The organism is Streptococcus sp. 1343, assembly GCF_013277355.1.
Classification (GTDB): Bacteria; Bacillota; Bacilli; order Lactobacillales; family Streptococcaceae; genus Streptococcus; species Streptococcus pseudopneumoniae.
Genome location: NZ_VMMT01000027.1, coordinates 16,646 through 39,750, shown reverse-complemented (window position 1 = coordinate 39,750; position 23,105 = coordinate 16,646). Strand labels below are relative to the sequence as shown.

Genomic DNA, 23,105 nt, shown 5'->3' with positions numbered 1-23,105 from the left:
ATATTTGAATGAGGTGTTTTATGATTCAAAATGTTGTTACTTCAATAATCCTGTATTCTGGGACAGCCGTAGACTTACTTATTATCCTAATGTTATTTTTTGCCAAAAGAAAAAGCAGAAAAGACATCATTAACATCTATTTAGGACAATTTCTAGGCTCTGTTAGTCTAATATTGCTAAGTTTGCTTTTTGCATTTGTCTTAAATTATATTCCTAGTAAAGAGATTTTAGGTTTACTCGGTTTGATTCCAATTTTCCTAGGCCTCAAAGTTTTGCTTTTAGGAGATTCTGATGGAGAAGCTATTGCAAAAGATGGTTTGCGAAAAGACAATAAAAACCTGATTTTTCTAGTCGCTATGATTACTTTTGCAAGTTGTGGCGCTGACAATATTGGTGTCTTTGTCCCATATTTTACCACCTTAAATTTAGCGAATTTGATAGTGACTTTACTTACTTTTCTAGTCATGATTTATTTCTTGGTTTTTTCTGCCCAAAAATTGGCACAAGTCCCTTCTGTTGGAGAAACTTTGGAAAAATATAGCAGATGGTTTATTGCCGTTGTCTATTTAGGATTGGGGATGTATATTCTGATTGAAAACAACAGCTTTGACATGCTAAGGACTGTGTTCGGCTAGGAGAAAAAAATATGAAAAAAGATAGTATTTGCCAAGTGAATATTATAAATCAACAAAATGTTACAACCGCGACGAACTACCTTGAAAAGGAAAAAGTCCAAAAATCACTTCGTATTTTATCAAAGTTTACCGATAATAAACAGATAAATATCATCTTTTATCTCCTTGCTGTTGAAGAACTCTGTGTCTGTGATATAGCCTGTTTACTAAATCTCAGTATGGCATCTGCCTCCCACCATCTTCGTAAACTAGCCAATCAAAACATCTTGGACACTAGAAGAGATGGGAAAATTATATATTATTTTATAAAAGATGAGGAAATCAGAGATTTTTTTAATCAACTAGGATAACAACTATTTTTACTACTTTTCCATGATTATAGGGGGATTGTATATGAAATTTTTTGAAGAAAATTATTCACATGAACTACCTACTCGTATCAAAAATTTAAGAAAAAAACACAATATTACACAAAGCGAACTAAGCAATGCAGGTCAAGTTAGTCAAGTTGAAAAGGAAAAGCAACAAGTTACCACTTCAATATTGCTTTATTTGAATACTCAAACCGACTTAGACTATAAAGAAATTATTTTTGGAGATATTGCCAAGCTTGTTGAAAATATGTTTTACCACTGCTTCGGCTCTATTTTATTTAGAGATTTGGAAACTGTAAATAAAAGAATGAATTCTTTGTCGGATGATGACTTAATTTCTATACAATCTAGCTGTCTTAGACTTTCCAAGACATTCGCAAATTTCAATATTCAAAGAAAAAAATTTTTGATTTCTGATGAAACTGAAAAAATTATCCATAATGGCAAAAAGGTCATTAAAAAATCAAAAAAGATAAATCAATTTCAACAACAATGGACACATACGCCGAGTTAGCACCGCAAAGAAAGTTAGAATCTGTTAATCTTTATATCGATAAGATTGCTGAACTAACGCAATAACTACTCTACTATTTACTCTACCTTTTATTATGTAGCATTCTAAAAACATTGATGTACCAACGTTTCTAACAGCTAAAATAGAAATTATTTAATCTTTTACAGACCTAAACTATTCCCCTATTTAGAATCTATTAATTCATATTTTATAAATTAATTAGTAGATATCTTTTTTAAAATCCTTGATATTTCGCTGTTTTTAGTCTAATTGAAATCTATACTTTCCAAACCAGATCTTAAGAAAGCTCGTAAAGCTAGCCAGTTCTCTAAAGGTTAAGAACTAGCTACAATACAGTATTTACAACACTTTATACTCAATGAAAATCAAAGAGCAAACTAGGAAGCTAGCCGCANNTGTAGATAAGACTGACGAAGTAAGTAACCATACCTACGGCAAGACGACGTTGACGTGGTTTGAAGAGATTTTCAAAGAGTATTATGGTTCACACCATGGGGTGTTTTTTGATGATTTTAAGCAAAATTCATACCATTTAATTGAAAGTTATTTAAATTAGATGAAAATTTGTTTTCTGAAAAAGTGGGAAAACATTGATTTTAAGCGAATTTTGAATCATATTCGAATGGGAGTTTTTAAAATCATGTTTCGGTGGTAAAAGTTCCAAACTGTATTCTCCATAGTAGAATGATATCACCTGCCAGCGAATCATCTGCCAATAAGTCCATATTTCGTTTGGGAACGGGCTTAGGATTTAGGAGCCAAGCATCCAAATCACGTTCAGGAGAGATGAAGGGTTTGACTTGGTGTTCTTTATAAAATATTTCTAAAATACTATTCACGGATAGCCTCTTTCAAACATTTATTTCCTACTTCTAACAAATTTCTAAATGGTTTAAAAATTTTATAGTCTGTCAAGTTTTTTTCTTGACACCTGTTAGAAATCTGCTATAATAGAACATGTGCTAAATAGCTCAGCTATTTCACCGAAATAAAAAATAAGAAAAGAGACTTTAAAAATGGCAGTTAAAATCCGTTTGACTCGTATGGGTTCTAAGAAAAAACCTTTCTACCGTATCAACGTAGCAGATTCACGTTCACCACGTGACGGACGTTTCATCGAAACAGTTGGAACTTACAATCCACTTGTTGCTGAAAACCAAGTAACTTTGAAAGAAGACCGCGTTCTTGCATGGTTGGCTGATGGAGCTCAACCTTCAGATACAGTTCGCAACATCCTTTCAAAAGAAGGCGTATTGAAAAAATTCCACGATTCTAAATTCTCAAAATAAGTTTAAAGTAGGTTGATAGATGGATACGATTGAAAATCTCATTATTGCGATTGTGAAACCCTTGATTTCACAACCAGATGCCTTAACTATCAAGATTGAAGATACACCAGAATTTTTGGAATATCATTTGAATCTTGATCAAAGCGATGTGGGTCGTGTAATCGGTCGTAAGGGTCGCACTATTTCTGCGATAAGAACGATTGTCTACTCTGTCCCAACTGAAGACAAAAAAGTAAGAATCGTTATTGACGAAAAATAAGAAGAGCGGGACAAATGTCTCGCTTTTTTGCGAGGAATAGAAGATGAAATATTTAACGTTTAGACAATTACAAGACTAGTTATACTCAATGAAAATCAAAGAGCAAACTAGGAAGCTAGCCGCAGGCTGTACTGGAGTACGGCAAGGTGAAGCTGACGTAGTTTGAAGAGATTTTCGAAGAGTATTACTCGAACATTACCAGTAGTCTCGAACTGAGGAAGGTCTTTTTATCAAGCTAGTGGAGGAAGTCGGAGAAGTAGCCGAGGTTTTGAATAGGCGCTCTGGTCGAAAAGAAGGGATAGGATTCGAACGAGGAACTTGCCAGAGAACTGACTGATATCATTCACTACACCGTCGCAATCGTCGCCATCAACCATATTGACCTTACCAAGACTATCTTTGAGAAAGATAAGACTGCAGCCATTAAGTACTAACATGAACGTGATTTGGAAGGATTTTTGAAGGTGAAGGAGAATTGATGTCCTCTTCCTCCAACTTGAGAAAATCCTTGAAACATGATAAAATAAAGGATAAGGACTTTTAATAATTCATTATATAGAATGAGTGGATTTCTTTATGAAGAGGTTTGAAGTATCTACAGAAATTGGTAGTCTCTCTGTTACTTATCAAAAGCAAAAGAAAGTGCTAATTTGTCTAAACGGAGCAGGTTTGCTACCAAGTTATGAAAATTTTTCACTTATACTCGAAAAACTTCCGTCCACAATTGGTTATTTGACAATTGATTTTCCAAACACAGGTAGAAGTCCGATTCATGACCAAGCTGGAAAAAATCTAGATAATCTTGCAGATGCGGTTTATGAAGTACTTGAAGAATTAGGAATTTCTGAATATATACTTTGTGCACATAGTTTGAGTGGAATTTTAGCTTGCAAATTGCTCAAGAAACCAATTAAGTGTCAGGCTTTACTAGCAATGGAACCGACAACTAAAAAAGTCATGTTTGCTGATTTTTCAGAAAATCCTTATCCAGAAATGGAAGAGCAGATGAGGCTGATTGACGAGTATGGTCCTGAACTTTATTTTAAGAACTTAACTCAAGCAACATTTAGTACTGAAGCGAATAAAGAAATCTGGGAAATAATGCAAGAAAAAGGCTTAGAGTTAGAAAAGCAAAATTCAGGATTTCAGATATCTGGAGAGATTACTGAGGAAGATTTTGAGGATGTATCAATACCAGATTGTATCCCTGTATTTGTTTTTTGTCAGCCTTACAGAGAAAAAGAGTACAGAGAATCAGAATATTGGACTTCCAATGCTAGACTCATTTTAGGAGGGAATCACCATTATTTACAGTGGTCTGAATCCGAAAAAATTGCGACTATTATTCGAGAATTGTCAGAATAAGATGGAAAGAAGGAGACTACAGGAGACAAGATGAACTACTTTAATGTTGGGAAAATCGTCAATACGCAAGGGTTGCAGGGTGAGATGCGAGTCTTGTCTGTGACGGATTTTGCAGAAGAACGGTTTAAAAAAGGGGCTGAGCTAGCTTTGTTTGATGAAAAAGATCAGTTTGTTCAAACAGTGACCATTGCTAGCCACCGTAAACAGAAGAACTTTGACATTATTAAATTCAAAGATATGTACCATATCAACGCTATCGAAAAGTACAAGGGATACAGTCTCAAGGTCGCTGAGGAAGATTTAAACGATTTAGACGATGGTGAATTTTATTATCACGAGATTATCGGTTTGGAAGTCTATGAGGGTGATAATTTGATTGGAACCATCAAGGAAATCCTGCAACCAGGTGCTAACGATGTCTGGGTGGTCAAGCGAAAAGGCAAGCGTGACTTGCTCTTGCCTTATATCCCACCAGTGGTTCTCAATGTTGATATTCCAAATAAACGGGTCAACGTGGAAATCTTAGAAGGGTTAGACGATGAAGATTGATATTTTAACCCTCTTTCCAGAGATGTTTTCTCCACTGGAGCACTCAATCGTTGGAAAGGCTCGAGAAAAAGGGCTCTTGGATATCCAGTATCATAATTTTCGAGAAAAGGCTGAAAAGGCCCGTCACGTCGATGATGAACCATATGGAGGCGGTCAGGGGATGCTGCTCCGAGCCCAACCTATTTTTGATGCTTTTGATACTATTGAAAAAAAGAATCCGCGCGTGATTCTCCTTGATCCAGCTGGAAAGCAGTTTGATCAAGCCTATGCAGAGGATTTGGCCAAAGAAGAGGAACTGATCTTTATCTGCGGTCACTATGAGGGCTATGACGAGCGCATTAAGACCTTGGTGACAGATGAGATCTCCCTGGGAGACTATGTCTTGACTGGAGGAGAATTGGCGGCCATGACTATGATTGATGCTACGGTACGCCTGATTCCAGAAGTGATTGGCAAGGAGTCTAGCCACCAAGATGATAGTTTTTCTTCAGGCCTTCTCGAATATCCTCAATACACACGTCCTTATGATTATCGAGGGATGGTCGTGCCAGATGTACTGATGAGCGGGCACCATGAGAAGATTCGTCAGTGGCGTCTGTATGAGAGTTTAAAGAAAACCTACGAGCGCAGACCGGATTTGCTTGAAGATTATCAACTGACAGCAGAAGAAGAAAAAATGCTGGCAGAAATTAAAGAAAACAAAGAATAAAGGAGAAACCTATGCAAGTAATCAAACGTGATGGAGAAATTGCTGAATTTAATCCAGATAAGATTTACCAAGCCATCTTAAAGGCAGCCCAGACTGTCTATGTATTGACAGATGATTTGCGTCAAAACCTTGCACAAGTCACTAAGAAAGTGGTTTTGGATTTGGAAGAGGCCAAGGTGGAACGTGCGACTATCAGTATGATTCAATCTATGGTTGAACATCGTTTATTGGGTGCAGGTTACATTACTATTGCAGAACACTACATTTCCTATCGTCTACAACGTGACTTGGAAAGAAGTGGTTATGGAGATCATATCGCAGTTCATTTACATTTTGAACAAATTCGCTAAGAAAAAAGAGTGGGATGAAGCAACTACATCTCACTCTTTCTTAAATCTATTTTTTTGGGCTGTTTGGACAGTTGACGGGACAAATCGCAGGCGTTGAATATCGCTTATGCGGATAATACGGGTCACATTTTTGGCAAAATTTTTCACGATAATTTGCTGGCTTTGCTGATCGTATTTGATGATGTCACCTGTAAAGCTTGCCTCAGACAAGATAAGGTGAACAGCGGTTTGTTTCTGGATAGCCTCTTCAATAGTGGGTGTAAGGGAGTTGCTTTCAGTCTGATCTGGTTCTTCATGTCCATTTAAAAAGTCATGTATTTTACCTAGAACTTGCTGGAATTTATGTCTCATATTGGCCTCCCTTCTTTTATATCAATATTATATAAAATTTTCCTAAAATCTACAAGATTTTACGAATAATCAGATGAAAGTTAAAAAAGGAGAAGAAAATGGCAGAATTTACATTTGAAATCGAAGAGCACTTGTTGACTCTTTCTGAAAACGAAAAAGGTTGGACTAAGGAAATCAACCGTGTGAGCTTTAATGGTGCCCCTGCAAAGTTTGATATTCGTGCTTGGAGTCCAGACCATACGAAGATGGGCAAAGGAATTACTCTTTCCAATGAAGAATTTCAAACAATGGTGGATGCTTTTAAAGGAAACTAAGTTTTCAAAATAAAAGAAAAGGATACTGAGTTATGACAACTCGATATCCTTTTTTAGTTAGCAAAGTAAGCCTGATTTTTAAGGCGTTGAAGTAGAGGACGACTAATCAAACTAATAGCTAGAAGTTTACCAAGGTCTGGAATGATAAAGGGAATGACCCCCACAACAAGAGCTTTTTCAAATGCCATTCCAGCTAGAAAATGCAAGCTGAGAATCCCTCCGACAAAGACAAGGGCATCACCCAAGAGATTTGCAAGAAAAATATTGACAATTCCGCTCTTGCTGTTGGTTAGAGAGGAAGTAAGTCCAGAGTAAACGAGATAAAACCAAAGATAGCCTGCAGTAGGGCCAACTAAAGCCTGAAAACCAGCTCCACCTCCTGCAAACACAGGAAGACCGATAGCACCTAGAAGAAGATAGAGTCCAGCAGAAAGTACAGCCTCTCTCGGTCTAAAGACAGTAGCAATCAAGCCGATTGCAAAGTTTTGCAGAGTGAAGGGAACAGGTCCAACTGGAAGACTGATTTGTGCCAAAACAGCAATGAGAGCAGCCCCAATAGCAGGGATAGCATAAATGTGAGCTTTTTTCAAAATAGTTAACCTCTTTTCTGATGTATAGTAACTATTATACTCATAGAGGAATCATTGTCAACCAATTTTTTAAAACAAGGTAACAAAAACTGTAACGGCCGATTTTGCTTATTGGTTAAGTTGGATAATTTTTTTGTTGATTCGAAAATTGTCTGTATAGATAATCCTATTTTATTAATAAAAAATATACTAGTAAATACTTGACAAAGTAAAAAATAAGTGTTATATTAAAAATGTAAACGGATGCATTTAGATGTGTTCAATTTTAAAAGGAGGGGTAGTTATGAGATATTTTAACGACTCTAGATACCATAACGGTGATTAAAAACCTAAATATAATCAATTCATATTAAAGTAATATGGAGGGACTAAAAAGAGACTATTATTTAATCTTCATCAAATATTTAAATTCAAGGAGAAGTAAAATGAAAAAAAAGAATTAATAAGAAAGCATCTGTTTTTCTAGCTGCAAGTGTTTTCAGTTTTAGCTTTGCTACTGCAGCTAGTGTTGTTAGTGCAACTACAGCACACCCTGCTCCATATCCGATTATTGATGTATGGGAATATGGTGTAAATGATAACTATGGTTATTCGAATTACTTTGTTAAGTCTCCAGATAATATTGGTTCAAAATCTTCAGTAACGAATTTTTGGGGAACAGTTAAAGCTCAGGATAAAAAAGATTATGGATGGGCATATTCAAGTGCAACAAAATCTTGGAACGATGTTCGCTTAAATGCATATTGGGATTATTATAGATTTTAAAAATAATTTATGAAAACAGGAGACCCAATTATAAAATAGGGTCTTTTGTAATATGGTAATTGCTTATGAAATTAAAATTATGTATCATTGGATTCTTCTTTTGTTTGATTGCTACAATTGGTCTGGTCACTATTAGTGATACCGAAATCCCCATACCTTTACCAATTGATGGTGCTTTCTCTATTCAAGGGAAAAGTAATCTTTCTAATAACGAAATATATGAAATGGTTCGTGACTTATCAAAAACGGAAAAGGTTACCATTTACAAGCCAATCGTTCAGAGTTCGGGTCAGTTGAAGTATGTAAATTTTGATGATGTAAATAATGAACAATTAAAGTCAGCACCAATAATAGGGATGTATTATACCCTTGGGAAAATGGATGTAGATAGTTTGAAACCACTTACGATGACGGGGCTGCAAACAGTCTATATGGCTTATCCTTGGTATATAGGAGGAATATTACAATTCACTGGAACTTTAAGAATACTGTTAATGGGTTCCATTTACTTAACTTTATTAGTTGTTTTATTTGTTGTTAGGACGAGGCAGATCAAAGAAGGAGTGATACGACGTTCTTTGGGCTTGCCTGTATACGATCTTAGAAGAGAGTATGTGATTTCTCTTATTTTTGAACTGATTATGATGGCTTTATTGATGATTTCTTACAGTTCTTTTTTGGGAAATGGTTTCTTCACTTATAGTTCTAAGTTATTTTTCTCTCTGCTTTTAACGAATTTTATACTATTTCAAATCATTGATCTCATCACCTTTGTTTTATTTTGGTCGACGATTCAGATTGAAAAGCCCATTGAAATTATCAAAAACAAGGCAAAAAACAAGCTTATTTTTGTCGTATGGCTTGCTATTATTTCGATTATTATCCTTGTCTCAGGAGTTTTTTTACAAGAAACAAAGAGTAGTCAATCTAGTATGAACATACAAATACAGAATTTAGTACCGTGGGACACAGTAAAAGACTGGAGAAGGATTGAGTTCCTTGGAATTGAAAGTAACTCTGCTAAAAATGGAGAAGTTAGTGATTCAGATGGTCAGTATCTACAGATAGTTGCTGCCTTAAAAAACTTAGATTTCTTATATATTGAACGATCTTCGGCATATGTTCCAGATTTTATGAAAACATCTCATGTTTTAGAAGACTTTTCTAAACAATTAGAAAATGACGGAATAACGAATCCAGAAATAAATAAAGAGTTGATTTATATTAATCAAACAGGTGCTAACCTACAAAATAAAGTGAATGGAACAAACTATCATCTTTTAGATAATAAGATAGCAACCATTTATATTCCTGAGAAGTGGAAAGAAAACCAGAAATCTATTGAGAATACAGTTGTAGCAGAACAATTTATTGGAACAAACTATACAAAAGAACAGCTTGCAGTACAAATAATTCCTGATGGTAATAAAATTTTTTATTTCAATGAGGATGCTGATATCGATCATAAAAATAAAGATATTTTACCAATGGCAAGTCTAGCAGATAGCAAAGATAATATAGTTGTTGTGTTAGATACGGACAAAATGATGGAAAATAATAAGTTTTCTTTGGCTAGTAACATACTATATAAATCTCTTTTTAGTCCTGAAGCGGTAAAAAAAATAAATGAGATGACTGTCCCGTTGAATTTCTCAATGAATCCAGTAGATGTTTACCAAATTGTGAAATTAAAGATTCAATCCTTAGAGCACCAAATTTTACTTTCACAAATCTTGCAGAAGATAATTTACAGTATTATCTTTATACTCATTTATCAATATGTCCAACTTTTTATTACTCTAAAACAGAATGAATATGTGAAAAAAATCATTTTGGGTCTGTCAAAAACATATATAGCAATTTCAAGTCTCAAATATTTTATGATGACTATTACAATGGTTATTCTATTTACATTTCTGATGACAGGACAAATAGAGTTGCTATATATTGGAGCGGCTTCTCTGCTAGTTTTGATGTTGTCGATCATAATGAGTTTTAGAAAATTATCTGAAAGCTACACTAAAATTTTAAAAGGAGATGAATCATGACAATTGACCTTTTGAACGTTTCAAAAAGTTTCGGCTCAAAGAAGATCTTTACAGACTTAAATTTAATATTTGAATCTGGAAAAAGCTATGCATTGATTGGAGGTTCTGGCTCCGGTAAAAGTACCCTTCTTAATATTATAGGAAGATTAGAAAAAATTGACAGTGGGAATGTTTTAGTTGATAAACAAGATATTTGGAAGATAAAAGAAAGAACTTTTTTTAAAAATACTGTTGGATATGTATTTCAGAATTATTCTTTAATAGATAACAAAACAGTATATGATAATCTGAGCCTTATCACTAAAGACAAAAAAACAATAACTGACGTACTTGAAAAAGTAGGACTGTCAAGTGACTATTTACATCAAAAAATATATGAATTGTCTGGAGGGCAGGCTCAACGTGTAGCTATTGCCAGAATGTTAACGAAGCCACGTAAAATTATCTTAGCAGATGAGCCCACAGGAGCTTTAGATGGTGAGATTGGAAAAGAAATCATTCGCTTATTATTGAATGAAATAGCTGAAGATAAATATGTCATTATAGCGACGCATGATCCAGCTGTCTATAACGAAGTTGATGTGATAATTGACATGAAAGATATAGGGTATAAGTTATGAAAAAGAAAATTTATATTGCTTTGATCTTTGTAACTGGGGCACTTGCCATTTTCTTTTTTGGAAAACAAATGATTACAAAAGAAAATATCAATAAGCCAACGGTAGAGTTAACAATCTATACGCTTTCTTCTAGTGACACAGAAAAATGGAATAAAGTGAGACAAGTAGAAACGGAAGAAGCTATATACTTCATAACTGTGAAAGAAGTATCATCTTCAGAAGAAGTATTTTCAAACATCATTGCAAATGGAGCTGCTACGGGGTTCGGAGTTCGTGAAGAAGAAGTGAAGAAATTCAATAATGGTTTAGGAGACACCATAGAGGACTCTAAGCATAATAAACTAATTGAAATAGAATTTTTTACTTTTTCTGATGATGGCGCGGGATTTGTGGTAGCAAACTTTGACTACGGTAAAGAAGAGTTGAATTCTCAGAAAAAAGATATAAAAGAATTATATAAAAAAATATATGAATCTTTTAAAGAAAAGAATAAATGATTGTATTATAATCCTTGTATTTTGCTATGGTTTGTTAATTGATTTTTGCATATCTTACTTCAACATACTATAAAATAAAACATAAGAAAACGAGTATCTCAAACTACGGAAATACTCGCTTTTTGATATTTAGAAGTGTTTTTTGCTTTGCTTCTTTTGTTTCGATTAACGCATGGTTACAAATTCTTCAGATGCAGTTGGGTGAATTGCCACAGTTGCATCAAAGTCAGCCTTGGTTGCTCCCATTTTGATAGCAACGGCAAATCCCTGAATCATTTCATCAACGCCGTAGCCAATTCCATGAAGTCCGACAACTTTTTCTTCTGAACCAGCTGTTATGAGTTTGAAACGGGATTCTTGACGGTTGCGAGTGCAAGCAGAGTACATAGATGCAAAGCTTGATTTATAAACCTTGATTTGGTCTTGACCATATTCTTTGATAGCTTGCTCTTCTGTCAATCCGACAGTTCCGATAGCAGGGTGTGAAAAGACAACAGTTGGAATAGTTGAGTAATCCATTTTTGCAGTAGTTTTTCCGTTAAAGAGACGTTCAGATAGGGTACGTCCGGCCTTGATTGCAACTGGAGTCAGTTCTTTCTCGCCCGTTACATCACCTAGAGCATAGAGTCCCTCAACAACAGTATTTTGGTATTCATCCACTTGGATAAAGCCACGTTCGTTCAGAGTGACTCCAGCTTTTTCAAGTTGCAATCCCTTAACGTTTGGACGGCGGCCTGTAGCCCAGATAACTTGGCTAGCTGTGTGACTAGTACCATCTTCGAAATGAATGGTAATGCCGTCAGCAGTTTTTTCTAACTTGGCAGGGACTTTGTGAGTATGAAGTGGTAAGTTTGTTCTTTCCATTTCCTTGACCAAACCTTCAACGATGTAGGAATCAAAACCACGTAAAGGACGATCGCGGCGAACAAAGAGGTCTGTCTTGACACCAAAAGTGTGGAGTACGCCAGCCAATTCAACGGCAATATAACCCGCGCCTAGAATAGCAACTGACTCTGGCAATTCTTCCCAGGCAAATACATCATCAGAAGAGCCACCTAGCTCAGCACCAGGAATATTAGGAATACTTGGATGGGCACCAGTAGCAATCACAATATGTTTAGCACGAATCAGTTCACCATTTACGCTGACAGTATGAGAATCTACAAATTCAGCATGACCTTCAATCAAGTCTACACCGTTGCGTTTAAAACTGCCATCATAAGAAGAACGAGCGCGATCGATGTAGGCTTCACGATTGCGACGTAGGGTTGCAAAGTAAAAGTTAAGATCAGTAGTCTTAAAGCCGTAGTCTTCTCCAAATTGATGGAAAGTCTCAGCGATTTGCGCCCCGTACCACATGATTTTTTTAGGAACACAACCGACGTTGACGCAAGTTCCACCTAGTTTCTTTTCTTCAATAACGGCCGCTTTGGCTCCATGTTCACCAGCACGGTTCATGGTGGCAATTCCTCCGCTACCTCCACCGATAGCGATGATATCGTATTCTCTCATTGAAAACTCCTTTGTACTCTTTTAAATAGTCGAGTGTCATTTTTTGATAGTCATATTCTATCTTTTTTTTGATTTGATTGCAAAAATCTGCTACGCACAAAAAATTGCAAAAAAGCTTGCCAAATAAGTCAAGATAGTGTATCATATAACTAGTACAATAGAAAAGGAGGATTTCCGAACGATTGTTTAATCCTGAACTGTCATTATTTCCATCTGAACTGCATTGTTTGCTGGAGGGAAATTTGGTATAATAGCAAAGTATTGTAAAAAAGAAAAGGAGTTTCATTATGAAGAAAAAGAATGGTAAAGCTAAAAAGTGGCAACTGTATGCAGCCATCGGTGCTGCCAGTGTAGTTGTATTGGGTGCCGGGGGGATTTTACTCTTTAGACAACCCTCGCAAACCGCTGTAAAAGATGAACCTACTCATCTTGTTGTTGCCAAGGAAGGAAGCGTGGCATCCTCTGTTTTATTATCAGGAACAGTAACGGCAAAAAATGAACAATACGTTTATTTTGATGCTAGCAAGGGAGATTTAGACGAAATCCTTGTTTCTGTGGGGGATAAGGTCAGCGAAGGGCAGGCTTTAGTCAAGTACAGTAGTTCAGAAGCCCAGGCGGCCTATGATTCAGCGAGTCGAGCAGTTGCGAAGGCAGACCGTCATATCAACGAACTCAACCAAGCACGAAATGAAGCTGCTTCAGCTCCCCAGTTACCTGCACCAGCAGGAGGAGAAGATGTAACGGTGCAAAGTCCAACTCCAGTTGCTGGAAATTCTGTTGCTTCTATTGACGCTCAATTGGGTGATGCCCGTGATGCGCGTGCAGATGCTGCAGCGCAATTAAGCAAGGCTCAAAGTCAATTGGATGCAACAACTGTTCTCAGTACCCTAGAGGGAACTGTAGTCGAAGTCAATAGCAATGTTTCTAAATCTCCAACAGGGGCGAGTCAAGTTATGGTTCATATTGTCAGCAATGAAAATTTACAAGTCAAGGGAGAATTGTCTGAGTACAATCTAGCCAACCTTTCTGTAGGTCAAGAAGTAAGCTTTACTTCTAAAGTATATCCTGATAAAAAATGGACTGGGAAATTAAGCTATATTTCTGACTATCCTAAAAACAATGGTGAAGCAGCTAGTCCAGCAGCTGGGGCTAATACAGGTTCTAAATACCCTTATACTATTGATGTGACAGGCGAAGTTGGTGATTTGAAACAAGGTTTTTCTGTCAACATTGAGGTTAAAAGCAAAACCAAGGCTATTCTTGTTCCTGTCAGCAGTCTAGTAATGGATGATAGTAAAAATTATGTCTGGATTGTGGATGAACAACAAAAGGCTAAAAAAGTTGAGGTTTCATTGGGAAATGCTGACGCAGAAAATCAAGAAATCACTTCTGGTTTGACAAATGGCGCTAAGGTCATCAGTAATCCAACATCTTCCTTGGAAGAAGGAAAAGAGGTGAAGGCTGATGAAGCAACTAATTAGTCTAAAAAATATCTGCAGAAGCTATCGCAATGGTGACCAAGAACTGCAGGTTCTCAAAAACATCAATCTAGAAGTGAATGAGGGTGAATTTGTTGCCATCATGGGACCATCTGGTTCTGGGAAGTCCACTCTGATGAATACGATTGGCATGTTGGATACACCAACCAGTGGAGAGTATTATCTTGAAGGCCAAGAAGTGGCTGGACTGGGTGAAAAACAATTAGCCAAGGTTCGTAACCAACAAATCGGTTTTGTCTTTCAGCAGTTCTTTCTTCTATCGAAGCTCAATGCTCTGCAAAATGTAGAATTGCCCTTGATTTACGCAGGAGTTTCGTCTTCAAAACGGCGCAAGTTGGCTGAGGAGTATTTAGACAAGGTTGAATTGACAGAACGTAGTCACCATTTGCCTTCGGAATTATCTGGTGGTCAAAAGCAACGTGTGGCTATTGCTCGTGCCTTGGTAAACAATCCTTCTATTATCCTAGCGGACGAACCGACAGGAGCCTTGGATACCAAAACAGGGAATCAAATTATGCAACTATTGGTTGACTTGAACAAAGAAGGAAAAACCATTATCATGGTAACGCATGAGCCTGAGATTGCTGCCTATGCTAAACGTCAGATTATCATTCGAGATGGAGTCATTTCATCTGACAGTGCTCAGTTAGGAAAGGAGGAAAACTAAGATGCAGAATCTGAAATTTGCCTTTTCATCTATCATGGCTCACAAGATGCGTTCTTTGCTTACCATGATTGGGATTATTATCGGTGTTTCATCAGTTGTTGTGATTATGGCTTTGGGAGATTCCCTATCTCGTCAAGTTAATAAAGATATGACCAAATCTCAGAAAAATATTAGCGTCTTCTTCTCTCCTAAAAAAAGTAAAGATGGGTCTTTTACTCAGAAACAATCAGCTTTTACGGTTTCTGGAAAGGAAGAGGAAATTCCTGTTGAACCGCCAAAACCGCAAGAATCCTGGGTCCAAGAGGCAGCCAAACTCAAGGGAGTGGATAGTTACTATGTAACCAATTCAACGAATGCCATCTTGACCTATCAAGATAAAAAGGTTGAGAATGCTAATTTGACAGGTGGAAACAGAACTTACATGGACGCTGTTAAGAATGAAATTATTGCAGGTCGTAGTCTGAGAGAGCAAGATTTCAAAGAGTTTGCAAGTGTCATTTTGCTAGATGAGGAATTGTCCATTAGTTTATTTGAATCTCCTCAAGAGGCTATTAACAAGGTTGTAGAAGTCAATGGATTTAGTTACCGGGTCATTGGGGTTTATACTAGTCCGGAGGCTAAAAAGTCAAAAATATATGGGTTTGGTGGCTTGCCTATTACTACCAATATCTCCCTTGCTGCGAATTTTAATGTAGATGAAATAGCTAGTATTGTTTTTCGAGTGAATGATACCAGTTTAACCCCAACTCTGGGTCCAGAACTGGCACGAAAAATGACAGAGCTTGCAGGCTTACAACAGGGAGAATACCAGGTGGCAGATGAGTCCGTTGTATTTGCAGAAATTCAACAATCGTTTAGTTTTATGACGACGATTATTAGTTCCATCGCAGGGATTTCTCTCTTTGTTGGAGGAACTGGTGTCATGAACATCATGCTGGTTTCGGTGACAGAGCGCACTCGTGAGATTGGTCTTCGTAAGGCTTTGGGCGCAACACGTGCCAATATTTTAATTCAGTTTTTGATTGAATCCATGATTTTGACCTTGTTAGGTGGCTTAATTGGCTTGACAATTGCAAGTGGTTTAACTGCCTTAGCAGGTTTATTATTGCAAGGTTTAATAGAAGGTATAGAAGTTGGAGTATCAATCCCAGTTGCCCTATTTAGTCTTGCAGTTTCGGCTAGTGTGGGTATGATTTTTGGGGTCTTGCCAGCCAACAAGGCATCGAAACTTGATCCAATTGAAGCCCTTCGTTATGAATAAGATCAACAAGATGGACACTCGTCTATCTTGTTTTTGTATGGATTTCCCTATCGAAAATCCTTAAAAATGTGATATAATGAAGTGTTAGAAAAACAGGTTTCATTTGCCTGGAAAGGAAAAATTATGTCTGAAAAGAATTTTTATATTACAACGCCGATTTACTATCCATCTGGAAAACTGCATATCGGTTCTGCCTACACAACCATTGCTTGTGATGTCCTAGCACGTTACAAACGCCTGATGGGCTACGATGTCTTTTATTTGACAGGTCTTGATGAACATGGTCAGAAGATCCAGCAGAAAGCTGAAGAAGCTGGCATTACACCACAAGCCTATGTTGATGGGATGGCAGTTGGAGTCAAAGAACTCTGGAAATTACTAGATATCTCATACGATAAATTTATCCGTACAACTGATGACTACCATGAAAAAGTTGTCGCACAGGTCTTTGAACGCTTACTTGCTCAAGATGATATCTACTTGGGTGAATACTCTGGTTGGTATTCAGTATCAGACGAAGAATTCTTTACAGAAAGCCAACTGGCAGAAGTTTTCCGTGATGAAGCTGGAAATGTGACTGGTGGTATTGCTCCATCATGTCACGAGGTTGAATGGGTATCCGAAGAATCATACTTCCTTCGCCTTAGCAAATACCAAGATCGTTTGGTCGAATTTTTCAAGTCCCATCCTGAATTTATCACTCCAGATGGTCGTCTGAATGAAATGCTTCGCAACTTCATCGAGCCAGGTTTAGAGGATTTGGCAGTTTCTCGTACAACCTTTACCTGGGGTGTCCCAGTCCCATCAAATCCTAAGCACGTTGTCTATGTTTGGATTGATGCCCTTCTTAACTATGCGACAGCTCTTGGCTACGGTCAAGACGAACATGGTAACTTTGACAAGTTCTGGAATGGAACAGTCTTCCATATGGTAGGAAAAGACATCCTTCGCTTCCACTCTATCTACTGGCCAATCCTTCTTATGATGTTGGATGTTAAATTACCTGATCGTTTGATTGCCCATGGTTGGTTTGTCATGAAAGACGGAAAAATGTCTAAGTCTAAAGGAAATGTCGTTTACCCTGAAATGTTGGTAGAGCGTTATGGGCTTGACCCACTTCGTTACTACCTCATGCGTAGCCTTCCAGTTGGTTCAGACGGAACCTTCACTCCTGAAGACTATGTCGGCCGTATCAACTATGAATTGGCCAATGACCTTGGGAACCTCCTTAACCGTACGGTCTCTATGATTAACAAGTACTTTGATGGGCAAATTCCAGCCTATGTAGAGGGTGTAACAGAGTTTGACAATGCTCTTGCTGAGGTTGCAGAGCAATCAATCGCCGACTACCATACACACATGGAAGCAGTTGACTATCCACGTGCACTTGAAGCAGTCTGGATCCTTATCTCTCGTACTAACAAATACATCGACGAGACAGCTCCATGGGTCTTGGCTAAGGATGAAGCACTCCGCGATCAATTGGCAAGTGTTATGAGCCACTTGGCAGCCAGCCTTCGTGTTGTAGCTCACTTGATTGAGCCATTTATGATGGAAACCAGTCGTGCAGTCTTGACTCAACTTGGCTTGGAAGAAGTAGCGAGCCTTGAAAACTTGAGCTTGGCTGACTTCCCGGCAGATGAGACTGTAGTTGCCAAAGGAACACCAATCTTCCCACGTTTGGATATGGAAGAAGAAATCGCCTATATCAAGGAACAAATGGAAGGTAACAAGCCAGCTGTCGAAAAAGAATGGAATCCAGACGAAGTCGAACTCAAACTCAACAAGGAAGAAATCAAGTTTGAAGACTTTGACAAGGTCGAAATCCGTGTTGCCGAAGTTAAAGAGGTGTCTAAAGTGGAAAGTTCTGATAAGTTGCTTCAATTCCGCTTGGATGCTGGTGATGGAGAAGATCGTCAAATTCTTTCTGGAATTGCAAAATACTATCCAAATGAACAAGAATTGGTCGGCAAGAAAGTTCAAATTGTTGCCAATCTCAAACCACGTAAAATGATGAAAAAATATGTCAGCCAAGGGATGATTCTCTCAGCTGAACATGATGGACAATTAACCCTTCTTACAGTTGATCCAGCTGTACCAAACGGAAGTGTGATTGGGTAACAATAGACAGGACTAGTTCAGGCTAGTTCTGTTTTTTTATTTATACTCAATGAAAATCAAAGAGCAAACTAGGAAACTAGCCGCAGGTTGCTCAAAACACTGCTTTGAGGTTGTAGATAGAACTGACGAAGTCAGCTCAAAACACTGCTTTGAGGTTGTAGATAGAACTGACGAAGTCAGCTCAAAACACTGTTTTGAGGTTGTAGATAAGACTGACGAAGTCAGTCACATATATACCCTAAGGCGACGCTGACGTGGTTTGAAGAGATTTTCGAAGAGTATTAACTATTATGCTTTACAAACTAGTGTGGAAGTGGTATACTATAGCTGAAGCTACTAGTAGGTATTACAAAATAGATTAGAAGGGAGAAGGGATGAAAGAAACTCAACTGTTAAAAGGTGTTCTTGAAGGTTGTGTCTTGGATATGATTGGTCAAAAAGAGCGGTATGGTTATGAGTTGGTTCAGACTTTGCGAGAGGCTGAATTTGATACTATCGTTCCAGGAACTATTTATCCTTTGTTGCAAAAGTTAGAAAAAAATCAATGGATAAGAGGCGACATGCGCCCGTCGCCAGATGGTCCAGATCGGAAGTATTTTTCGTTAACCAAAGAAGGAGAAGAGCGTGTCTCGGTCTTTTGGCAACAATGGGACGATTTGAGTCAAAAAGTAGAAGGGATTAAGAATGGGGGTTAAACCATGAAGAAAATGAAGTATTATGAAGAAACAAACAATTTGTTGCATGAGTTTTCTGAGGACAATCAGCAGTATTTTGAGGAACTGTGGGATAGTTTTAATCTTGCTGGATTTCTCTATGATGAAGACTATCTCAGAGAGCAGATTTATTTGATGATGTTAGATTTTTCAGAAGCAGAACGAGATGGCATGAGTGCAGAGGATTATTTAGGTAAGAATCCTAAAAAATTAATGAAAGAGATGCTCAAGGAAGCACCACGTAGTTCGGTCAAAGAGTCCTTTTTAACACCAATTCTTGTCCTGGCGGTATTACATTACTATCAACTACTAGGCGATTTTTCTAAAGGTCCTCTCTTAACAGTCAATTTGCTCACGTTTTTAGGGCAACTTCTTCTTTTTCTAGTTGGCTTTGGGCTTGTGGCTACAATCTTACGTTGGAGCTTAGTCCAAGATTCTTCTAAAATGAAAATTGGCACCTATATTGTCGTTGGGATTCTTGTTCTGCTAGTTGTTCTGGGATATGTAGGAATAGGAAGTTTTGTACAAGAAGGAGCCTTTTATCTTCCTGCTCCCTGGGACAGTTTCCTTGTCTTTACGCTTTCTCTAGTCATCAGTATTTGGAATTGGAAAGAAGCGGTCTTTCGTCCCTTTGTCAGTATGATTGTTGCCCATCTTGTGGTGGGTTCTCTGCTCCGTTATTATGAGTGGATGGGCATTTCAAATGTTTTCCTCACAAAGATTATTCCTTTAGCTGTCCTCTTTATTGGAATCTTTGTCTTGTTCCGTGGGTTTAAGAAGATAAAATGGAGTGAAATATAGTCAAAAAGCCGTTGCAAAGCGGTTTTTTGTTATAATTAAATGAAGAATGTAGAATTAAAGGAGAAAAATTTGATGAGATACATAACTCTTGGTCAAGATGACAAAGAATTATCAGAAATTGTTCTCGGAATGATGAGAATAGAAGATAAGTCTGTAAAAGAAGTTGAAGAGCTTGTAGAAACAGCACTTTCTGTTGGAATCAATGCTTTCGACTTGGCTGATATTTATGGTCGTGGTCGTTGTGAAGAACTGCTAGGTCTTGTCCTAAAAAATCGTCCAGATTTAAGAGAAAAGATGTGGATTCAGTCCAAATGTGGCATTCGCATTGAAGAATTTACCTATTTTGATTTTTCTAAGGACTATATTATAAAATCAGTTGACGGTATTTTGCAAAGATTGAAGATTGATCATCTAGATAGCTTGCTTCTTCATCGACCAGATGCTTTGATGGAATCTGACCAAGTAGCAGAAGCCTTTGATCTCCTTTATAAACAAGGTAAGGTTCGAGATTTTGGAGTTTCTAATCAAAATCCTATGATGATGGAGTTACTTAAAAAAGATGTCAAGCAGCCGTTAGCTGTTAATCAGCTGCAATTGAGTGCGGCTTTTACTCCAGGATTTGAATCAGGTTTTCATGTTAATATGGAAGATAGTCAAGCAGCTATGCGAGATGGCAGTATTTTTGAATATTGCCAATTACACGATGTGGTCATTCAAGCCTGGTCTGTCTTACAATTCGGGTATTTTAAAGGGAATTTTGTTGGAAATGAGAAATTTCAAGCTTTAAATCAAGTACTTGATCGTTTAGCTATTAAATATGGAGTAACCCCTTCAACTATTGCCATTTCTTGGATATTGCGTTATCCAGCAAAAATGCAGGCAGTCGTAGGTACCACAAATCCTAATCACTTGAGAGAAGTTAGCCAAGCGGCAAACTTTAGCTTAACAAGAAAAGAATGGTATGAAATTTATCTTGCAGCAGGGAATAATTTGCCGTAAGTAGAAGCAGATGTAAATAAATCACAGTCAAAAAGCCGTTGCAAAGCGGTTTTTTTGTTATAATGAAGGGAAGAATTATTGATTTTAAAGGAGAATAACATGACTTTTGAAGAAATCCTGCCTGGGTTAAAGGCTAAGAAAAAATATGTACGAACTGGTTGGGGAGGTGCTGAAAACTATGTCCAACTTTTTGACACTATCGAGCAAAATGGGGTTGCACTTGAAGTGACGCCCTACTTCCTAATCAACGTTTCTGGCGAAGGAGAAGGTTTTTCCATGTGGAGTCCGACACCTTGTGATGTTTTGGCGACGGATTGGGTAGAAGTACATGACTAGACGCGTATTGATTACGGGAGTAAGTTCAGGGATTGGTCTGGCTCAGGCTCGACTCTTTTTAGAGAAGGGCTATCAAGTTTATGGAGTTGACCAAGGTGAAAATCTACTCTTAGAGGGTGATTTTCACTTTTTACAGAGAGATTTGACCTTGGACTTGGAACCTATTTTTGACTGGTGTCCTCAGGTTGAGGTTTTGTGCAATACTGCTGGAGTTTTGGATGATTACAAACCACTGTTGGAACAATCAGTGCAGGAAATTCAGGAGATTTTTGAAATCAACTACGTTACTCCAGTAGAGTTGACTCGGTATTATTTGACACAAATGCTAGAGAATAAAAAAGGAATCATTATCAATATGTGCTCCATTGCTTCTAGCCTAGCAGGTGGAGGTGGTCACGCCTATACTTCCTCTAAGCATGCCTTGGCTGGATTTACCAAGCAGTTGGCTCTAGATTATGCAGAAGCTGGGATTCAGGTCTTTGGTATCGCTCCAGGAGCAGTCAAGACGGCTATGACCGCTGCGGATTTTGAGCCAGGAGGCTTAGCTGACTGGGTGGCTAGTGAAACACCAATCAAGCGCTGGATTGAACCAGAGGAAATAGCAGAGCTTAGCCTTTGCTTAGCTAGTGGAAAAGCAAGCGCCATGCAAGGACAAATCTTGACAATAGATGGCGGCTGGTCTTTGAAGTAGGAGGATCTGATGGAAGTCAAAAGACACTTTGGAGTCTACGCTGTTTGCTTAGAAAATGGGAAGTTACTCTGCATTGAAAAAACGAGAGGCCCTTATCAAAATCGGTATGATCTACCTGGAGGCAGTCAGCAACTTGGTGAAGGACTGACGGAAACGCTGACTAGAGAAGTTATGGAAGAGACGGGATTTACTGTTAGAAGCTACTCTAATCCTCGAATCTACGATGTTTTCGTCAGAGAAGAGTTAACAAATTTTATGGTTCACCATGTCATGGCCTTGTATGATGTAGAAATGAATGAGAGTGCACCTCAAGTTACGACTTCGGAAGCTGTGTCTGATGGTGCGAATGATTCACTTGGATATATTTGGATGGATATTCAAGAGATTACAGAAGAAAATGTATCGCCATTAGTCTTGAAGGTTAAGTCTGAATTATTAGGACTTCCAGAACTGGACAAGACTTCTTACATGAATTGGAAGGTGAAGTAGGAGGATAATGGAACTATTTAAAACATGGAAGAAAAATATGGTTCTCTATGGTCTTAAATCTCAAATTGGAACTGTCTACCGAAACAATGATAGGACAACAAGCTTTTATGATGTTGGGAATTTTCTATACCTAGCAGGGGAGTTGGATTCCAGATTTTGGGAAGATTTTGTTAGAAAATATGGTTTAGATTATAAGATTATTATTTCAGAAAATACTAATTGGCAAGATTTTCTGCATCGAAAAGTGGGGCTAAATTCTTTTACTCGCTATTCTTTTAAAGATAAGGCAAATTTTCAAGTTGAATTTTTAAATAATCTAGTTACTCATTTAGAGGAAGGTTACAATATTGTGCCTATTGATAATCATATTTATAACTGCTTTTCTACGGAAGAATGGTCACAGGATTTACAGGGGGATTTTGAGTCCTATCAGGATTTTGTTTTAAAAGGTGGATTTGGCTTTGTGATTCTTAAAAATAATGAACTGATTGCTGGAATTTCCTCAGGGTTAGTTTACCGTGAAGCAGTTGAAGTGGAAGTTGCAACTAGACCAAACGAACAAGGAAATGGATTTGCTAAAAAGCTTGGTGCTGCAATGATTCTAGAGAGTTTAAATAGGGATATGTTTCCACTTTGGGATGCTCATAATGAGGCTTCCAAAAAAGTAGCAGAATTTTTAGGATATGAGTTAGCTGAACCTTATGAAGCTTTTGAACTAGAGGAAATTTTGATATAATTATATATGATGTTGTATCTTTTAAGACGA

General features: G+C 37.6%; 29 protein-coding genes and 2 pseudogenes. 27 read left to right on the top strand and 4 right to left on the bottom strand.

Annotation, left to right across the window (positions count from 1 at the left end; translation table 11 throughout):
* The first annotated feature begins 20 nt into the window (after nucleotides 1-20).
* The 3 genes and pseudogenes from HT709_RS04405 to HT709_RS04395 form a co-directional block, all read left to right on the top strand.
* On the top strand, nucleotides 21-635 hold the full coding sequence (locus HT709_RS04405; RefSeq protein WP_000615747.1) for a CadD family cadmium resistance transporter: 615 nt from the start codon (nucleotides 21-23) through the stop codon (nucleotides 633-635).
* A gap of 11 nt (nucleotides 636-646) precedes the next feature.
* Complete coding sequence (cadX, locus tag HT709_RS04400; RefSeq protein WP_000711082.1) at nucleotides 647-985, top strand: Cd(II)/Zn(II)-sensing metalloregulatory transcriptional regulator CadX; 339 nt, start codon at nucleotides 647-649, stop codon at nucleotides 983-985.
* Nucleotides 986-1,028: 43 nt separating this feature from the next.
* Nucleotides 1,029-1,436: pseudogene (locus tag HT709_RS04395) on the top strand (helix-turn-helix transcriptional regulator); the annotation flags it as partial.
* Nucleotides 1,437-2,182: 746 nt separating this feature from the next.
* Here HT709_RS04395 and HT709_RS04390 read toward each other — a convergent pair.
* Nucleotides 2,183-2,383, bottom strand: coding sequence for a hypothetical protein (locus tag HT709_RS04390; RefSeq protein ID WP_001084631.1), 201 nt, complete (start codon nucleotides 2,381-2,383; stop codon nucleotides 2,183-2,185).
* Nucleotides 2,384-2,560: 177 nt separating this feature from the next.
* Here HT709_RS04390 and rpsP point away from each other — a divergent pair, with 177 nt between their 5' ends.
* The 7 genes and pseudogenes from rpsP (at nucleotide 2,561) to HT709_RS04355 (ending at nucleotide 6,065) form a co-directional block, all read left to right on the top strand.
* Nucleotides 2,561-2,833, top strand: a complete 273-nt coding sequence (rpsP, locus tag HT709_RS04385; protein WP_000268760.1) for a 30S ribosomal protein S16 — start codon at nucleotides 2,561-2,563, stop codon at nucleotides 2,831-2,833.
* 19 nt (nucleotides 2,834-2,852) lie between these two features.
* Entirely contained in the window at nucleotides 2,853-3,092 is a 240-nt protein-coding gene (kphA, locus tag HT709_RS04380; RefSeq protein WP_000379620.1) for an RNA-binding protein KphA, read from the top strand.
* A 184-nt stretch (nucleotides 3,093-3,276) separates the two neighbouring features.
* A pseudogene (locus tag HT709_RS11745) lies at nucleotides 3,277-3,526 on the top strand (MazG nucleotide pyrophosphohydrolase domain-containing protein); the annotation flags it as partial.
* Nucleotides 3,527-3,668: 142 nt separating this feature from the next.
* Nucleotides 3,669-4,457 (top strand): alpha/beta hydrolase, encoded by a 789-nt coding sequence (locus tag HT709_RS04370; RefSeq protein ID WP_061761946.1) that lies wholly within the window; start codon nucleotides 3,669-3,671, stop codon nucleotides 4,455-4,457.
* A gap of 30 nt (nucleotides 4,458-4,487) precedes the next feature.
* Nucleotides 4,488-5,006, top strand: coding sequence for a ribosome maturation factor RimM (rimM, locus tag HT709_RS04365; RefSeq protein WP_001105891.1), 519 nt, complete (start codon nucleotides 4,488-4,490; stop codon nucleotides 5,004-5,006).
* Nucleotides 4,996-5,715, top strand: a complete 720-nt coding sequence (trmD, locus tag HT709_RS04360; protein WP_023935827.1) for a tRNA (guanosine(37)-N1)-methyltransferase TrmD — start codon at nucleotides 4,996-4,998, stop codon at nucleotides 5,713-5,715. Before rimM ends, trmD begins: the two co-directional genes overlap by 11 nt.
* Nucleotides 5,716-5,726: 11 nt before the next feature.
* The gene (locus tag HT709_RS04355; protein WP_001196040.1) at nucleotides 5,727-6,065 is read left to right on the top strand and encodes an ATP cone domain-containing protein; all 339 of its coding nucleotides are present in this window, start codon (nucleotides 5,727-5,729) and stop codon (nucleotides 6,063-6,065) included.
* A 30-nt stretch (nucleotides 6,066-6,095) separates the two neighbouring features.
* Here the strand turns inward: HT709_RS04355 and HT709_RS04350 are convergent, their stop codons facing one another.
* Nucleotides 6,096-6,416 carry a hypothetical protein gene (locus HT709_RS04350; protein WP_054388178.1) on the bottom strand — a complete coding sequence of 107 codons (321 nt, stop codon included), beginning with the start codon at nucleotides 6,414-6,416 and terminating at the stop codon, nucleotides 6,096-6,098.
* Between the two features lie 98 nt (nucleotides 6,417-6,514).
* Here HT709_RS04350 and HT709_RS04345 point away from each other — a divergent pair, with 98 nt between their 5' ends.
* On the top strand, nucleotides 6,515-6,730 hold the full coding sequence (locus tag HT709_RS04345) for a YdbC family protein (RefSeq protein WP_000807422.1): 216 nt from the start codon (nucleotides 6,515-6,517) through the stop codon (nucleotides 6,728-6,730).
* 53 nt (nucleotides 6,731-6,783) lie between these two features.
* Here HT709_RS04345 and HT709_RS04340 read toward each other — a convergent pair whose 3' ends face one another.
* Entirely contained in the window at nucleotides 6,784-7,320 is a 537-nt protein-coding gene (locus tag HT709_RS04340) for a biotin transporter BioY (protein ID WP_138702664.1), read from the bottom strand.
* Between the two features lie 438 nt (nucleotides 7,321-7,758).
* Between HT709_RS04340 and HT709_RS12155 the strand changes: the two genes are divergently transcribed.
* From HT709_RS12155 to HT709_RS04325, 4 genes are all read left to right on the top strand, one after another.
* Entirely contained in the window at nucleotides 7,759-8,085 is a 327-nt protein-coding gene (locus HT709_RS12155; RefSeq protein WP_078929959.1) for a hypothetical protein, read from the top strand.
* Nucleotides 8,086-8,150: 65 nt separating this feature from the next.
* Nucleotides 8,151-10,133 (top strand): hypothetical protein, encoded by a 1,983-nt coding sequence (locus HT709_RS04335; RefSeq protein WP_023940507.1) that lies wholly within the window; start codon nucleotides 8,151-8,153, stop codon nucleotides 10,131-10,133.
* Nucleotides 10,130-10,753, top strand: a complete 624-nt coding sequence (locus HT709_RS04330) for an ATP-binding cassette domain-containing protein (protein WP_000151031.1) — start codon at nucleotides 10,130-10,132, stop codon at nucleotides 10,751-10,753. The genes HT709_RS04335 and HT709_RS04330 overlap by 4 nt, the downstream gene beginning before the upstream one ends.
* Entirely contained in the window at nucleotides 10,750-11,250 is a 501-nt protein-coding gene (locus HT709_RS04325; protein ID WP_000727305.1) for a hypothetical protein, read from the top strand. Before HT709_RS04330 ends, HT709_RS04325 begins: the two co-directional genes overlap by 4 nt.
* Before the next feature lie 165 nt (nucleotides 11,251-11,415).
* Here the strand turns inward: HT709_RS04325 and gor are convergent, their stop codons facing one another.
* Entirely contained in the window at nucleotides 11,416-12,762 is a 1,347-nt protein-coding gene (gene gor / locus HT709_RS04320; RefSeq protein ID WP_172925548.1) for a glutathione-disulfide reductase, read from the bottom strand.
* A 287-nt stretch (nucleotides 12,763-13,049) separates the two neighbouring features.
* Between gor and HT709_RS04315 the strand changes: the two genes are divergently transcribed.
* The 12 genes from HT709_RS04315 (at nucleotide 13,050) to HT709_RS04260 (ending at nucleotide 23,075) form a co-directional block, all read left to right on the top strand.
* Nucleotides 13,050-14,243, top strand: a complete 1,194-nt coding sequence (locus HT709_RS04315; protein ID WP_023935835.1) for an efflux RND transporter periplasmic adaptor subunit — start codon at nucleotides 13,050-13,052, stop codon at nucleotides 14,241-14,243.
* Complete coding sequence (locus tag HT709_RS04310; protein ID WP_000811473.1) at nucleotides 14,227-14,928, top strand: ABC transporter ATP-binding protein; 702 nt, start codon at nucleotides 14,227-14,229, stop codon at nucleotides 14,926-14,928. The genes HT709_RS04315 and HT709_RS04310 overlap by 17 nt, the downstream gene beginning before the upstream one ends.
* Before the next feature lies 1 nt (nucleotide 14,929).
* Nucleotides 14,930-16,189: an ABC transporter permease gene (locus HT709_RS04305; protein WP_001180416.1), complete on the top strand. Its 1,260-nt coding sequence runs from the start codon at nucleotides 14,930-14,932 to the stop codon at nucleotides 16,187-16,189.
* Between the two features lie 123 nt (nucleotides 16,190-16,312).
* Nucleotides 16,313-18,310, top strand: a complete 1,998-nt coding sequence (metG, locus tag HT709_RS04300; RefSeq protein ID WP_001291352.1) for a methionine--tRNA ligase — start codon at nucleotides 16,313-16,315, stop codon at nucleotides 18,308-18,310.
* Between the two features lie 49 nt (nucleotides 18,311-18,359).
* Entirely contained in the window at nucleotides 18,360-18,563 is a 204-nt protein-coding gene (locus HT709_RS11740) for a hypothetical protein (RefSeq protein WP_240147744.1), read from the top strand.
* 121 nt (nucleotides 18,564-18,684) lie between these two features.
* A complete protein-coding gene (locus tag HT709_RS04290) occupies nucleotides 18,685-19,005 on the top strand; it encodes a PadR family transcriptional regulator (RefSeq protein WP_000665417.1) in 321 nt (106 codons plus the stop codon).
* A 3-nt stretch (nucleotides 19,006-19,008) separates the two neighbouring features.
* Nucleotides 19,009-19,824, top strand: coding sequence for a hypothetical protein (locus HT709_RS04285; protein ID WP_023935839.1), 816 nt, complete (start codon nucleotides 19,009-19,011; stop codon nucleotides 19,822-19,824).
* A 72-nt stretch (nucleotides 19,825-19,896) separates the two neighbouring features.
* Complete coding sequence (locus HT709_RS04280; RefSeq protein WP_001269443.1) at nucleotides 19,897-20,823, top strand: aldo/keto reductase family oxidoreductase; 927 nt, start codon at nucleotides 19,897-19,899, stop codon at nucleotides 20,821-20,823.
* 99 nt (nucleotides 20,824-20,922) lie between these two features.
* Complete coding sequence (locus HT709_RS04275; protein WP_000141913.1) at nucleotides 20,923-21,159, top strand: DUF2829 domain-containing protein; 237 nt, start codon at nucleotides 20,923-20,925, stop codon at nucleotides 21,157-21,159.
* Nucleotides 21,152-21,850 carry a 3-oxoacyl-ACP reductase gene (locus HT709_RS04270; RefSeq protein WP_000198454.1) on the top strand — a complete coding sequence of 233 codons (699 nt, stop codon included), beginning with the start codon at nucleotides 21,152-21,154 and terminating at the stop codon, nucleotides 21,848-21,850. Before HT709_RS04275 ends, HT709_RS04270 begins: the two co-directional genes overlap by 8 nt.
* Before the next feature lie 9 nt (nucleotides 21,851-21,859).
* Entirely contained in the window at nucleotides 21,860-22,339 is a 480-nt protein-coding gene (locus tag HT709_RS04265; RefSeq protein ID WP_000453250.1) for an NUDIX hydrolase, read from the top strand.
* A 7-nt stretch (nucleotides 22,340-22,346) separates the two neighbouring features.
* A complete protein-coding gene (locus tag HT709_RS04260; RefSeq protein ID WP_023935842.1) occupies nucleotides 22,347-23,075 on the top strand; it encodes a GNAT family N-acetyltransferase in 729 nt (242 codons plus the stop codon).
* The last annotated feature ends 30 nt before the right edge of the window (nucleotides 23,076-23,105 follow it).